We start from the raw sequence: 14,562 nt of genomic DNA, 5'->3' as shown, positions 1-14,562 counted from the left end.
ACCCCTTTCGGCCCCTCGCCGCCCGTGCGGACCATGACGACGTAGACATCGCTGGTCCCCGCGCCCGAGATGAAGGCCTTGGAGCCGTTCAGCACATAATGATCGCCGTCCCGCACCGCCGTGGTCCGAAGCGCCGCCGCGTCGGAGCCTGATCCCGGCTCGGTCAGGCAATAGCTAGCGATCTTGTCCATGCGGACCAGATCGCCGACGAACCGCCCGCGCAGCTCGTCGGCGCCGAACCGGTCGATCATCCAGGTCGCCATATTGTGGATCGAGATGAAGGCCGCCGTCGCCACGTCGCCGCGCGAGAGCTCTTCGAAGATCAGCGCCGCCTCGACCCGGCCCAGGGCCATGCCGCCGTGCTCTTCGCCGGTGTAGATGCCGCAGAAGCCCATCTCGGCCGCCTGTTTCATCACATCGACGGGGAAGTGCTTGTCCTCGTCCCAGCGGGCCGAATGGGGCGCCAGTTCGGCGTCGGAAAAGGCGCGGGCGGCGTCCTGAATGGCGCGCTGATCGTCGGTAAGGGCGAAGTCCATGATCTCTAAACCTGCTCCGTCATCCTCGGACTTGATCCGAGGATCAGACGCGGTAGCGCTCATTGCGCCCCCGTCGTCACATTAGCGGCGGACAATCCGGCCCTCGGGTCAAGCCCGAGGGTGACGGATCAAAAAAATCAGCGCATCGTCGGAATGACGAACGACGAATCCGCGTGTTCCAGTTCTGAGTCCGGCCAGCGCGCGGTCACGGTCTTGGTCTTGGTCCAGAAGCGGACGCCCTCCATGCCGTGCTGGTTGATGTCGCCGAAGGCCGACCGCTTCCAGCCGCCGAAGGTGTGATAGGCGACCGGCACGGGGATGGGCACGTTGATCCCCACCATGCCGACATTGACGCGGGCGGCGAAGTCGCGGGCCGCGCGGCCGTTCTGGGTGAAGATGGCGACGCCGTTGCCGTACTGGTGGTTCGACGGCAGGGCCAGCGCCTCCTCGAAGGTCTCGGCGCGCACGATCTGCAGCACGGGACCAAAGATTTCTTCCTGATAGGACGACATCCCGGGCTTCACATGGTCGAACAGCGACGGACCGATGAAATAGCCCTTCTCGTGGCCCTGCAGGCTGAAGTCGCGGCCGTCGACGACCAGTTCGGCGCCTTCCTGGACGCCCTTTTCGATCCAGCCGGCGATGCGGTCGCGGTGCTGGGCGGTGACCACGGGACCATAGTGGGCGCCCGCGTCCGTCGAGACGCCGACCCGCATGGTCGGGATTTCCGCCACCATCCGCTCGCGCAGCTCATCCGCCGTCTTCTTGCCGACCGGCACCACCACCGGAAGCGCCATGCAGCGCTCGCCCGCCGAGCCGTAGGCGGCGCCCGAAAGATCCTTGATGACCTGGTCCATGTCGGCGTCAGGCAGGACGATGCCGTGGTTCTTGGCCCCGCCCATGGCCTGGACGCGCTTATGGTTGGCAGCGCCCGTCTGATAGACATAGTGGGCGATATCTGACGAACCGACGAAGCTGACGGCATGGACCAGCGGATGGGTCAGGATGGCGTCCACCGCCGTCTTGTCGCCATGCACCACGTTCAGCACGCCGTTGGGCGCGCCCGCTTCCAGCATCAGTTCGGCCAGGCGCACCGGCACCGACGGATCCCGCTCCGACGGCTTCAGCACGAAGGTGTTGCCCACGGCGATGGCCACGCCGAACATCCACATCGGGATCATGGCCGGGAAGTTGAACGGGGTGATGCCCGCCACCACGCCCAGCGGCTGGAAGTCGCTCCAGCTGTCGATATTGGGGCCGACATTGCGGTTGTATTCGCCCTTGAGCAGTTCCGGCACGCCGCAGGCGTATTCCACGTTTTCGATGCCGCGCTGCAGCTCGCCCACGGCGTCTTCCAGGGTCTTGCCGTGTTCTTCGCTGATCAACTGGGCAATCTTGTCGCGGTTGGCTTCCAGCAGCTGCTTGAAGCGGAACATCACCTGGGCGCGCTTGGCCGGCGGGGTTTTGCGCCAGGCCGGGAAGGCAGCCTTGGCACTGGCTATGGCGGCGCGGATGATGTCCTGGTCGGCCAGTGGCACTTCGCGTACCGGCTTGCCGAGCGATGGGTTGAAGACGGGGGTGCTGCGGCCTGCCTGCTGGACAAGCTCACCGTTGATCAGATGGGCGATGGTACTCACGTTGGTTTCTCTCTTTGATTGCGCAGTATTGGTTTGAATGTCGAGTGGCTCAGTCCAGGCCGTTCAGCACATCGCCCACGGCGGCAAACAGGGTGTCGAGCTGTGCCGGGGTGGTGTTGAAGCTGGGCCCGAATTGCAGGGTGTCGCCGCCAAAGCGGACATAAAAGCCGGCCTGCCACAGCTTGAGGCCGGCCTCGTAGGGGCGGATGGCGGCATCGCCGTCACGCGCGGCCAGCTGGATGGCACCGGCCAGGCCGCAGTTGCGGATGTCCACCACGTGCTGGCTACCCTTGAGCGCATGCAGCTTGTCTTCGAATACCGGGGCCAGTGCCAGCGACTGTTCGATCAGCTGTTCGCGTTTGAGCAGCTCCAGCGTGGCCAGGCCGGCGGCGCAGGCTACCGGGTGGCCGGAGTAGGTGTAGCCATGGGTAAATTCGATGGCATGCTGCGGCAGGTTCTGCTGCATAAAGGTGCTGTAGATTTCCTTGGAAGCAATCACTGCGCCCAGCGGTACCGCACCGTTGGTTACTTGCTTGGCGGTGTTCATGATGTCCGGGGTGACGCCAAAATAATCGGCACCGGTCCACTTGCCCATGCGGCCGTAGGCGGTGATCACTTCGTCAAAAATCAGCAGGATGTTGTTCTGGCTGCAGATTTCGCGCAGGCGCTGCAGATAACCCTTGGGCGGCACGATGACGCCGGAGGAGCCGGACATCGGCTCGACGATGACGGCGGCAATATTGGAGGCATCATGCAGCTCGATCAGTTTCAGCAGTTCGTTGGCCAGCTCCACGCCGCCGGTTTCCGCCATGCCGCGGGTAAAGGCCATGCCCGGCTGCAGGGTGTGCGGCAGGTGGTCGGCATCCATCAACTGGCCGTACAGCTTGCGGTTGCCGCCGATGCCACCCAGCGAGGTGCCGCCGATGTTGACGCCGTGATAGCCACGGGCGCGGCCGATAAAGCGGGTTTTGCTGGGCTGGCCCTTAAGCCGCCAGTAGGCTTTGGCCATCTTGATGGCGGTATCGGCGCACTCGGAGCCGGAGCCGGTAAACAGCACGTGGTCGAGGCCATCGGGCATGATGGCGGCGATTTCCTCGGCCAGACGGAAGGCCAGCGGGTGGCCGTACTGGAAGCCCGGAGCGTAGTCCAGCGTGCCCAGCTGGCGCGATACCGCTTCCTGGATTTCCTTGCGGTTATGACCGGCACCACAGGTCCACAGGCCGGACAGGCTGTCAAAGATGCGACGGCCCTTGTCATCGATAAAGTAGTTGCCCTCCGCCCCCACGATGATGCGCGGGTCTTGCTGGAAAGCGCGGTTGGCAGTGAACGGCATCCATTGCGCATCAAGTTTCAGATCGCTGGTGGTGTAGGCAGAATGCTGGGCAGACATGGTGGCTCCTGATGCCATGGTTGATGTGCACAGCATGCAGCAAACAATAGGTGAGTTAAATTGAAACTTATAAACGTAAAGGTTAAATTTTTCTCACGTAACTTGATTTGTATGTCCGGCAAGGTCGTCTGCTGTCATGGGCGGGTTTTCCTGTGCCAGTTTCCAGGCTCGTGGCGTCTGGCCGCTGTGGGCCTTGAAGGCACGTGACAGCGCGGCCTCGCTGCCATAACCCACTCGGTCGGCAATCAGTTTTAACTGCTGTCCCTTGCGTAACATCTGCTGCGCCAGGCTGATGCGCCAGCCCTGCAGATACACCCCTGGCGTGCAGCCCAAGGTGTTGCGAAAGCTACCGGCAAACACGCTGCGTGACATGCCGCATAGCCGGGCCAGCTCATCCAGCGTCCACGGTGCTGCCGGTTGATCGTGCATGGCTACCAGCGCCCGGCGCAGCCTGGGGTGGGACATGCCGGCCAGCATGCCGCCTTCCAGTTGCCCGGATTCCATCAGATAGCGCAGCAACTGGATGAAGACGGCTTCGAACAGGCGGTCCAGCAGTGCCTCACGGCCGCAGTAATTGCTGAAGGCTTCGGCAAACAGCAGGCCGAGTATGGCTTCGGCACCGGGAATGTCCTTGAGCGGCACGCAGATGGTGTCCGGCATTGCGCCGGCCAGCGGGTTGTCGGCACCGCCCTCGAACTGCAGCTGGGCGCAGGCCAGGGTGGCACCGTGCTGACTGTCGCTGACAAAGTTGCGCGCCAGAGGGCGCGGATAGAACAGCAGGCTGGGCTCGCAGATGTGCAGCGTGTCTTGTCCGGCATGCACCACATCCAGTTTGCCCGCCTGTATCAGATGCAGTTGGCCGCCGTGTTCTGGCGCAGTAAAGCGCGTTACCCCGCACAACGCACCGGAATGGAACAGCCGCGCCCGTACCGGAAAATGGTGCAGCAGTGCATCCAGTCTATCGGTGCATGTGCGCATGATTTGCTACTCCTGATCAAGTATTTGAGATTATTTGTAGCATATCGTACTGCGGTGACAGGTAAAGTCAGTTCTGCCAAACGGCTGCACTTCCGCAACCGATCTGAACCATGGAGTCTGTCATGTCTATTGAAAAAGTTCTCTACCGTGCCAATGCCACAGCCACCGGTGGCCGTGAAGGCAGTGCCGAGTCGTCGGATGCTGTATTGAAAGTGCAGTTATCCACGCCGCGCGAACTGGGTGGTGCTGGCGGCCCCGGCACCAATCCGGAACAGCTGTTTGCTGCCGGTTATTCAGCCTGCTTTCTGGGGGCGCTGAAATATGTGGCCATGCAGGACAAGGTAGCTTTGCCTGCCACCACCACGGTAAGCGCCACGGTGGGCATCGGCCCCATTCCCACCGGCTTTGGCATCGAAGTGGATTTGCAGATCAGCATTCCCGGCGTGGATGCTGCCCAGGCGCGGGTACTGGTGGACAAGGCACATATTGTCTGCCCGTATTCCAACGCCACGCGCAACAATATCGACGTGCGCCTGCAACTGGTGTGACTGTAGCCAGCCTGGCTGCACGGCAAGCATGGAAGATACCCCCACAGGGGGTATTTGTTTTTGTCCATCTGCCGGCTTAATCTGGCGTCATGCTTGGCATGGCGGTTTGATGTCAATTTACTTTACGTTTTCTGACAGTCATCCCGGTCTTGCTGGTGGATAATTGGAGATCAGCTCCAGCAGTCATGACTTCAAGAATCCGGCATGGTCCTGAAGCGTGCCAATCAGCGGCAGCTGGTGATCGTCTTGTTTATGCTGGCAGGGGAGTGCAATGCAATACCGGCAAGACAGCATGCAGGAAATCCGTTTTGACATGCTTGCCCTCACGCGCGGGCAAATCAGGCTGGCACGTTACGGCTCGCTGTTTGGCATGTTGCTTATCGTTTTTCTGCCCTGTAGCCTCATCCCGCGCCTGTGGCCGGGAGGCGTGCTCGGGCTGGATTCCCTTATCGTCAGTGTCCTGCTTTCCGCAGTACTGTGGATTGGCTGTGGCATCCTGTTGCTGGCGCTGTTTCGCGGTGCTGCCATGGCCAGTCCGTGGCAGCAACAGGAGCTGCAGCAGCTGTTTGCGGAGTTTCCAGAACTGCATGCCTACCGCGACCGGGTATCTGCACTTGGCCGCAGCTTTACCGTGGGTGAGCATGAAACCCTGATGGCATGGCCGGCCATGAAGGCCAGCATTGCGGACGATCTGGATTCGGAAACCTGAAACCTGGCAGCTGTCCTGAAGCAGCTGGCTGCAGATTGTGCCGGCTTGCCGGAAGGCGGTCAGGTAAGCTCGGGCAAATGGCTGTATAATCTGGCGTTTTTCATTTTTTGCACTACGCCACATGTCCAAAGCTCCTCGTATCGGTATGGTTTCCCTTGGCTGTCCTAAAGCCCAGAGCGATTCCGAACACATTCTTACCCGCCTGCGCGCGGAGGGTTATGAAATTTCCTCCTCTTACGACGGGGCTGACCTGGTGGTGGTCAACACCTGTGGTTTCATCGATTCGGCGGTGACCGAATCGCTGGATGCCATTGGCGAAGCGCTGAATGAAAACGGCAAGGTGATTGTCACCGGCTGTCTGGGTGCCAAGGATGGCGTGGTACAGAATGCCCACCCGTCGGTGCTGGCCGTGACCGGCCCGCATGCCACCGACGAGGTGATGGATGCGGTACACAACTATCTGCCGAAGCCGCACGACCCCTTTGTCGACCTGGTGCCGGATATCGGCATTCGCCTGACGCCCAAGCATTACGCCTACCTGAAGATTTCCGAAGGCTGTAATCACCGCTGTACCTTCTGCATCATCCCGTCCATGCGCGGCGATCTGGAAAGCCGTCCGGTGCATGATGTGCTGCGTGAAGCGGCCAACCTGGCCCGTGCCGGGGTGAAGGAACTGCTGGTGATTTCGCAGGACACCTCGGCCTATGGCGTGGATGTCAAATACAAGCTTGGCTTCCATGACGGCCGCCCGGTGAAGACCCGCATGACCGAGCTGTGCGAGGAGTTGGGCAAGCACGGCATCTGGGTTCGCCTGCACTATGTTTACCCGTACCCGCACGTGGATGAAGTGATTCCGCTGATGCGCGACGGCAAGATCCTGCCTTACCTGGATATTCCGTTCCAGCATGCCAGCCAGAAAGTGCTGAAGCTGATGAAGCGTCCGGCCAACAGCGACAATGTGCTGGCGCGCATCAAGAAATGGCGCGAGATCTGCCCGCAGCTGGTGATCCGCTCCACCTTCATTGTCGGCTTCCCCGGCGAAACCGAAGAAGACTTCGAAGAACTGCTGCAATTCCTGCGTGAAGCCCAACTGGACCGCGTGGGCTGCTTTACTTACTCCGCTGTCGAGGGAGCAACTGCCAATGACTTGCCGGATCAGGTGCCGGAAGAAGTCAAAGAGGCGCGCAAGGAGCGCTTCATGGAAGTGCAGGCTGAAATCAGCGCCCGCAAGCTGGAAGCCCGTATCGGTCAGCGCCTGACCGTGCTGGTGGATGAAATCGACGACGAGGGCACTGCCATCTGCCGCAGCTATGCCGATGCGCCGGAAATCGACGGCCTGGTGTTTGTGGAAGATGCCACCGGTCTTGAAGCCGGCCAGTTTGTCGAGGTGGACATTGTTGATTGCAGCGAGCACGACCTGTGGGGCGAGCGCGTCTGATTCCGTGCTGAAGATGACAAGTTGAACAAACGGCGTTCCTGCGGGAACGCCGTTTTTGTTGCTGCAGCCTAGTCCTTGAACGCGGGCAGGCTCAGCGTGAAGCAGGCACCGCCATCCGGATGATTGTCGGCGCTCAGTTGCCCGCCATGGCGTTCGACAATGCCATAGCTGATGGACAAGCCAAGCCCGGTGCCCTTGCCGATGGGCTTGGTGGTGAAGAAGGGATCGAAGATCAGCGGCAGGGCTTCTTCGCTGATGCCGGGGCCGTTGTCGCGCACAGCAAGGCTGATTTGCCCGGCGGCCCGGCTGATCTCCAGTTGCAGGCAGGGACTGGCGGTTTTTTCGATGGCATCAAACGCATTCTGGATCAGGTTGACCAGCACCTGTTGCAACTGGTTGGCCGAGCCACACACCCAGGCGGGGGCGTCCAGCCCGGTGTTGATGACTTCTACCCTGAAGGGCGCGGCACGGCTGACCCAGTGCAAGGCGCGCTGGGTGAGGTCGGCCAGGTCCACCCGCTGACGGGTGTTTTCTTCCACTGCAGAAAAACGTTTCAGTGCATCCACGATATGGCCGCTGCGCTCGGCCCCTTCCATCAGGCCGGCGCTGAGCGAGGGCAGGTCGGCAATCAGGCGGTCGATTTTCAGTTCGATGCGCAATGCCTGATTATCCGGGCTCAGGTCATGGGCGTGAATGGCGTTCAGATAACGGGTGAGTTTGACCGCATAGCGCTGCATGGCGTGGGCATTGCCCAGTACAAAGCTGATGGGGTTGTTCAGCTCGTGTGCCACCCCGGCCACCAGCCGGCCTAGCGAAGCCATTTTTTCCGCTTGTACCAACTGGGCCTGCGCAGACTTCAGTGCCTGGTGCGCGGCCTGCAGCTGGGCATAGGCGCGCTTGAGTTCACCCACGGGTCGTCCCACTGCCACAAAGCCGCTATAGCGTCCCTCGCCATCGTATAGCGGGCTGACATTCCAGGTGACCGGCATGCTTTCCCCGTCCTCGCGCGGCAGGGCAATTTCCACATCCTGTACATCGCTACGTCCGGCGGCCAGCAGGGTGGCGATCTGCTGCCGAGCCTGGCTGTCTTCCACCAGTTCGGCCAGTTCGCGGCCAACCAGCTCGCTTTCTGCATGGCCGGTCAGTTGCAGCATGGCGCGGTTGACCTGGCGTACCTTGCCCACCGTATCGCACACCACCAGCACATCGGTCATGGCGGCCAGTACACCCTCGGTAAAGTGGTGCGCCTCTGCCAGCTCGCGGTGCTTGGTTTCCAGCGTTTCCTGTGAGGCCACCAGCTCGCTATACACCTCGTCCATGCGCTGGATTACGTCTATCCAGGCGGCCTCTGCCAGTTCCTGGCCTGCAGCGGCAATGCTGTCATCCGGGAGGTTGACCGGCGCATTCAGGGCGTGGTGGTGGGCTGGCATGGCTGAAATTTCCTGGGGGGCAAGGGGAATATCCGGCTTGTCAATGCTGCGGTAACGGGGCGGGCCGCACGGGCTACGCAACAGACCAGCGTCTGGCTGCCATTTTATGCCGCGGCGGAGGAGGGCGGCATTTTTTTCTCGGAAGGAAGAGCCAGTAATGGTTGGGCTGGTTGCTGTTTTCTGCGCAATTGATCGGGGTTGAGAGAATTGCGAGCTGTATTTTATATATATATTTTTAATATGAGTATTTATTGCAGAAAACTGCAAGATAAAAATGACCGTGGTGAAAGTGGTATTTGGCTAATCCATAAAGACTACCTCTAACTGAAAAGACTATTTGTTGTGCTGCTGGTGTCCATTACACTCAAGTTTTATGCCCATATATTTTAAATTTTTACTTTAAAATGATCAGGTAAAAACAACTGCTTTTTATAGTAGTAACAAATTATTGAAAAAATCGGCAAATTGTCATGCATTTGCTATACTCGCACTCTAGAATCTACATCAGATATCAGAAATTTCCTGCTGGCCAACTCAGGGCCGCATGCTTTCGCTTCGCTTGTCGGTAAATATGATTTTAATAATAGCGACTGGTCAGCTTTGATCGGTCGATGTCCCAGCTCTATGAATAATCATGGTTATTCCATGATTTGAATAGCACCATTTCTGTGCAGGCACGCTGCCAATGCAGTGTGTGCTGACATGGATTTTCTGAATCATCGTTTGGGGTTTTACGACTTATGCGCATGTCTTGCCTGGGCAGGGCTGGCTGCGTGTGCACGGTCGGGAAAGTACCAGGTGAGGAGCAGGCTGCTGCAACAAGACAGCCTGTTGTAGCGCTGTCTGACAGCGTTTTGTGACTTCCGGGGTAAGCCATGGCAGGGCCAGCACCGGATTTCATTCCGTCTTTCAAATTGAAATCAGACTGAAACCGCTATGCGAAAACTAGTCCTGGCCATCAGTATGGCCTTTGGCGCGCTGGCTGCCTCGGGGGAGGCTGCGCCGCTCTGGAAGAGCAAAGCCTATGATGCGGCCATCATCGAGGCAAGGCAGGGAAATACCCGGCCCGCGCTGCAAATGCTGGAGCGTGAGGCCGCTCGGGGGCCGCTGACCGAATCCTTGCTCAATGACTACATCACCTTGCTGTGCTGGGATCAGCAATACACCAAGGCCATTCAGCTTAGCCGGGGTCGGGAGGATGAGCTGCATGCCGATACCCTGCGCCTGCTGGCAGCCAATTTGCGTGGACGCAAGGAGTTTGGCAATGCCAGCCGCCTGTTCGGCCTGGCGCGGGAGCGTGGTGGCGACATCAGCGCCAGCATCCAGCAGGCCATGAGCACGGCCGAGGGCGGGGAGATCACCCGCGCGCTGGATATCCTCAACCAGACTAATCCCATTTCGCGGGAAGATGCGCTGGAGCTGACGCGGGCACGGGCCTATGTGCTGATGCTGCACGGTGATCAGGCGCGTGCGCTGGATTACATCCAGGACAATCTTCAGCGCTATGCCGGCGACCCGGTGCTTGAGCGGCTGAAGCTGGATGTACTGACCCGGCTGGGCCTGCCGGAACTGGACGACAAGGCTGCTGCCGGGCTCAGCGAGCAGGACCGTGACAAGATACTCAAGGTTTCCACCATCGAGCTGAACGGTGCCGGAGAATTCACTACCGAAACCTATAAGCGACTGATCCCTGCGGCATCGTTCTTCAATAACTACGTGGTTCTGCTCAGCCAGAAGCAGCATCTGGACAGTGCGCTGGAGATTGCGGACAAGAATCCTTCTTTGCTTACCCGCAAGACGCTGGCGGTGCTGCAGCAGGCGACAGCGACACAAGGCAGCCAGGCGCAGCGTGACAAGGTAAAGCAGTGGATTGACCAGTACTACGCCATTGATGCAGAAGATGCCGAAAGCATGTCTGACAGCAGCGAAGTTACTGCAGTCAGCCCGGAGCTGGCCCAGGTGCGGGCGCATGCCGACAGTCTGCGGCGCGAGGGCGCTTATGCCCAGGCACTGGTCTATCTGGCCAAGTGGCAGCCACAGTATGCCGACGATCCGGTGCTCAATGCCCAATACCGCAGCGTGCTGGCCACGCTGGAGATGATCGATTCGCAACGCAGTCTGCTGTCGCGCCCGGCCCTGCCGGGACAGGATCCGGCATGGTCGCTGGACCAGCAGCAAGGCCAGCAGGCAATCGAGTGGGCCAAAGTCCGGGCTGATCTGGATGAAATCCGCGAGATGCAGCAGACGCTGGACAAGGCGCTGGAGCAGAATGCCCGCTGGTTGAATACCCCAGGGCATACGCCGGCCATGCAGGCCCGTACCATTGATATCCGCCTGCAGCTGTTGCAGCGCCGTGGCCGGTCGGAGGATGCAGTCAGGCTGTTCGAGCAGAACCCGCAGCTGTCGTACACCGCCAATGGCTATGGTGCAGTGGCAGCCTCCTATCTGGTGCTCAAGCAACCGGAAAAGGCAGCCACCCAGTTCCAGGCGGCACTGTCGCGGGCAAGGCGCGATGACCCCAAGGTGGAATGGCAGATCGGCCTGGCCTATGCCCAGCTGGAATCCGGCAAGTACAAGGCAGCCAGCAAGACCATTGCCGATGCCAAGAACGCCACCCCGCGTACCACGGCCGACCCGCTCACCGGCAACCGCCGTTTCAACCCCGATTACATGTCGCTGGCCTATCACCAGGCCATGATCACTGCCTTCCTGGGCGATGTGAAAGGGGCGCAGGCACAGATGGACAGCTTGCTGGACCAGGCACCGTTTGCCTCGGAAACCCGCATCGGCATGTCGCAGATTGCCTTGCTGCTGGAATCTCCCACCACCACCAAGGCCATGCTCAAGCGGCTGGCCGTGGATGACGGCCCAGAGAAAAACTGGGACGTAATGGTGGGACAGGTGGAGGCGGATCTGGCGCGGCAGGACTTCAAGCAGGCCCGTACGATGCTGGACGAGCTGGAAAGCATGCCGGTGGATTCGGCGGAAAGCCGGCTCAAGCTGAGCGAACAGCAAGAGCAGTACCGTGCTCTGATGGGGCCGGAACTGGTGGTGGAGGCCGGACATGATCTGGGTACCAGCCAGGGTGCCAGCATGCACAATGCCTACGACTCCCTGACCCGGCTCTATAGCGCCACCTATAACAATTTGCGCGTGTTTGCCCAGCATCAGTTCCAGACTGCCGACTTTGCCTCCACCACCGGGGTGGGGACAGACAAGGTGCGTTTCGAGACCGCTGGCCTGGGCCTGCAATACCGCAGCCAGTACGGCACCGGTGAAATTGGCGGCTTCAGTCAACTGGATGGCCACGCCATGCAAGGTGGCTTTGCCGGTTTCGACTGGACGGTAAACGACAACTGGATGCTGGGCTTGCGCTACGAGAAAAACAGCATGGCCACCCCACTGGAAGCACGCCAGAGCGGTGTCTACGCCAACCTGTTGCTGGGCAAGGTGGAATACAAGCGCGATGACCTTACCACGGTGGAGTTTGAAGCCTCGCAGATGGATTTCACCGACACCAACCGTCGCCAGGGCTTTGCGCTGACGGTGAACCAGGCCCTGATCAAGGGGCCGATCTATCAGCTCAACGGCATTCTGGAAGCCAGCACCAACCATAACGACGTGCTGGACAACGCCATCTACTACAGCCCGCACCGCGACCTGGATGTCAGCCTCACCTTGATGAACGACATCACGCTATGGCGCTACTACGACAACAGTTTCCACCAACGCATCGGCATCAGCGGTGGGCGCTATTACGAAACGGCCTTCGGCAGCAAGAACACCTGGGCCTACACAATCGAACAAGTATGGGATTTCAAAAAGGGGGGGGAGATACGTTACGGCTTCTCACGGTCCATGCACCCGTATGACGGGGTATCCGATGGCAGCAACCGTATCTATCTCTTCCTGGACTGGAAAATGAAATGAAAAACCTGATCCGCACACTACTGGCCGTGCTGAGTCTGCTGCTGTCGCTGCACGCCTTTGCCGGCCCGGCAACATCAAAACTGATCATCCTGTGCTACCACGAAGTGGCTGAAGACGCCCTGTCACTATCCGACCCGTATGCGGTGGATGTGCAGCTGCTGTCCAAGCAATTGGCCTGGATGAAAGGGCAGGGTTACCACTTTGTCAGCGTGGACGACATCCTGGCCGATCGCAACGGCAGCCGTCCCTTGCCGGAAAAGGCCGTGCTGCTGAGCTTTGATGATGGCTACCAAAGCATGTATAGCAAGGTGTTCCCCATCCTCAAGCAGTTCAAGGCACCGGCTGTCGTGGCACTGGTGGGTTCCTGGCTGTACCCGCGTGACGACCAGGAAGTCCAATATGGTGATATCTGGGTACCACGCAGCCGTTTTCTGAGCTGGGACGAAATCAAAGAAATGAAGGCCAGCGGCCTGATTGAGATCGCCAGCCATTCCTTTGCCATGCACAAGGGCATTACCGCCAACCCGCAGGGTGGCACCGAGCCGGCGTACACCAGCCCCGGCTGGGATCAGGGCAAGTACGAAAGCTATGATGCCTACCTGGTGCGTGCCGCAGCCGACATGAAAAAGAACAGCGACTATCTGGCGGAAAAACTGGGCGAGCGGCCACGGGTGATGGTGTGGCCATATGGTGCCTATAACTTCCGGGTAACCAAGCTGGCAGCTGATTTGGGCATGCCCATCACCATGAGCCTGGACGATGGCATCAATACCGGCAAAACCCCGCTGGAAGCCATGCGCCGGGTGCTGATGGATGCGCGCACCAAGATTCCGGAACTGGCCTTCCAGTTTCACCAACTGGAAAAGTTTCCGGACGGGGTAAGGCCGGAATCCAGCCGCATCATGCATGTGGACCTGGACTACATCTACGACCCCAATCCGGTCCAGCAGGACAAAAACATCGACGCCCTGCTGGACCGGGTGAAGGCAATGGGCGTGAGCACGGTGTATCTGCAGGCGTTTGCCGATCCCAAGGGAACTGGCGAAGCCGAGGCGCTGTATTTCCCCAACCGTTACATGCCGATGCGGGCAGACCTGTTCAACCGCGTAGCCTGGTCGCTGGATACCCGTTGCGACGTCAAGGTATACGCCTGGATGCCGTTGCTGGCATTCAAGCTGCCGGACAGCAACCCGGCTGCTGACAAGCTGGTGCTGGCGGCCTCGCGTGACGGTTCCCCGGCCCAGGTAAAAGGCTATCGCCGCCTGTCACCGTACTCGGCAGAGGCCCGTGCCACCATCCGCGGCATCTACGAAGACCTGGCGCGTGGCGCGCACTTCCATGGTCTGCTGTTCCACGATGACGCCACCTTGTCCGACGATGAGGACGTCAGCGCCGACGCCCAGGCCTGGTATCAGCAGCAAGGCCTGCCGCTGAATCCGGTTGAAGCCCGCAAGGACCCGGCCACCCTGGCGCGCTGGACCAGCGAAAAGATCAAGCGTCTGGATGACTTCAGCCTGGAGTTGGCCGACATCGTCAAAATTTACGAACCAGCACTCAAGGTGGTCCGCAATTACTATGCCCCGGTGGTGCTCAACCACGAATCGGAAACCTGGTTTGCCCAGTCCTACGCCAGCGGTTTGCAAAACTACGACTTCGTTGCCGTCATGGCCATGCCCTATATGGAAAAGGCCGATCAGCCCAAAAAATGGATGCAGGCGCTGCTGAACGATGTCAAGGACATCCCGGGGGCGCTGGACAAGACCGTGTTCGAACTGCAGGCCACCAACTGGAGAACAAACCAGCCGGTGCCGGCCGAAGAATTGGTCGATGTGGTGAATACCCTGCACGAGCAAGGTGCGCGTCACTTTGCCTACTACCCTGATGACCAGTTCAAGGACCAGCCCAAGCTGTCGGTCATCAAGCGGGTGTTTTCCATGAAATCCAATCCGGCAGAATAACAGGAGAC

At 59.8% G+C, this 14,562-nt stretch carries 10 protein-coding genes; 5 read left to right on the top strand and 5 right to left on the bottom strand.

Features of this window, described 5'->3' with window-relative positions; all coding sequences use genetic code 11:
* From QVF59_RS03435 to QVF59_RS03420, 4 genes are all read right to left on the bottom strand, one after another.
* A partial coding sequence (locus QVF59_RS03435; protein WP_287877392.1) for an acyl-CoA dehydrogenase family protein occupies positions 1–536 on the bottom strand: 536 nt, incomplete at its 3' end.
* Positions 537–673: 137 nt separating this feature from the next.
* The gene (locus tag QVF59_RS03430; RefSeq protein WP_287877390.1) at positions 674–2,173 is read right to left on the bottom strand and encodes a CoA-acylating methylmalonate-semialdehyde dehydrogenase; all 1,500 of its coding nucleotides are present in this window, start codon (positions 2,171–2,173) and stop codon (positions 674–676) included.
* A 49-nt stretch (positions 2,174–2,222) separates the two neighbouring features.
* Positions 2,223–3,563, bottom strand: coding sequence for an omega-aminotransferase AptA (aptA, locus tag QVF59_RS03425; protein ID WP_287877388.1), 1,341 nt, complete (start codon positions 3,561–3,563; stop codon positions 2,223–2,225).
* 93 nt (positions 3,564–3,656) lie between these two features.
* A complete protein-coding gene (locus QVF59_RS03420) occupies positions 3,657–4,541 on the bottom strand; it encodes an AraC family transcriptional regulator (RefSeq protein ID WP_287877386.1) in 885 nt (294 codons plus the stop codon).
* A gap of 122 nt (positions 4,542–4,663) precedes the next feature.
* On the opposite strand from QVF59_RS03420, the gene QVF59_RS03415 reads away from it, so the two are divergent.
* The 3 genes from QVF59_RS03415 to rimO all read left to right on the top strand — a co-directional run bounded on the left by QVF59_RS03415 (position 4,664) and on the right by rimO (position 7,236).
* A complete protein-coding gene (locus QVF59_RS03415) occupies positions 4,664–5,089 on the top strand; it encodes an organic hydroperoxide resistance protein (RefSeq protein WP_287877384.1) in 426 nt (141 codons plus the stop codon).
* A 271-nt stretch (positions 5,090–5,360) separates the two neighbouring features.
* Positions 5,361–5,798: a hypothetical protein gene (locus QVF59_RS03410; RefSeq protein WP_287877382.1), complete on the top strand. Its 438-nt coding sequence runs from the start codon at positions 5,361–5,363 to the stop codon at positions 5,796–5,798.
* A 121-nt stretch (positions 5,799–5,919) separates the two neighbouring features.
* A complete protein-coding gene (rimO, locus tag QVF59_RS03405) occupies positions 5,920–7,236 on the top strand; it encodes a 30S ribosomal protein S12 methylthiotransferase RimO (protein WP_159875784.1) in 1,317 nt (438 codons plus the stop codon).
* Between the two features lie 68 nt (positions 7,237–7,304).
* On the opposite strand, the gene QVF59_RS03400 is transcribed toward rimO, so the two are convergent.
* Positions 7,305–8,666, bottom strand: a complete 1,362-nt coding sequence (locus tag QVF59_RS03400; protein WP_287877380.1) for a sensor histidine kinase — start codon at positions 8,664–8,666, stop codon at positions 7,305–7,307.
* 936 nt (positions 8,667–9,602) lie between these two features.
* Here QVF59_RS03400 and QVF59_RS03395 point away from each other — a divergent pair.
* Complete coding sequence (locus QVF59_RS03395) at positions 9,603–12,596, top strand: PgaA family protein (protein WP_159875788.1); 2,994 nt, start codon at positions 9,603–9,605, stop codon at positions 12,594–12,596.
* Complete coding sequence (gene pgaB, locus QVF59_RS03390) at positions 12,593–14,554, top strand: poly-beta-1,6-N-acetyl-D-glucosamine N-deacetylase PgaB (protein ID WP_287877378.1); 1,962 nt, start codon at positions 12,593–12,595, stop codon at positions 14,552–14,554. The genes QVF59_RS03395 and pgaB overlap by 4 nt, the downstream gene beginning before the upstream one ends.
* Positions 14,555–14,562 lie beyond the last annotated feature (8 nt).

The organism is Aquitalea sp., assembly GCF_030150775.1.
Classification (GTDB): domain Bacteria; phylum Pseudomonadota; class Gammaproteobacteria; order Burkholderiales; family Chromobacteriaceae; genus Aquitalea; species Aquitalea denitrificans.
The sequence above is the reverse complement of the archived record's forward strand: the minus strand, read 5'-3'. Positions and strand labels throughout refer to the sequence as shown.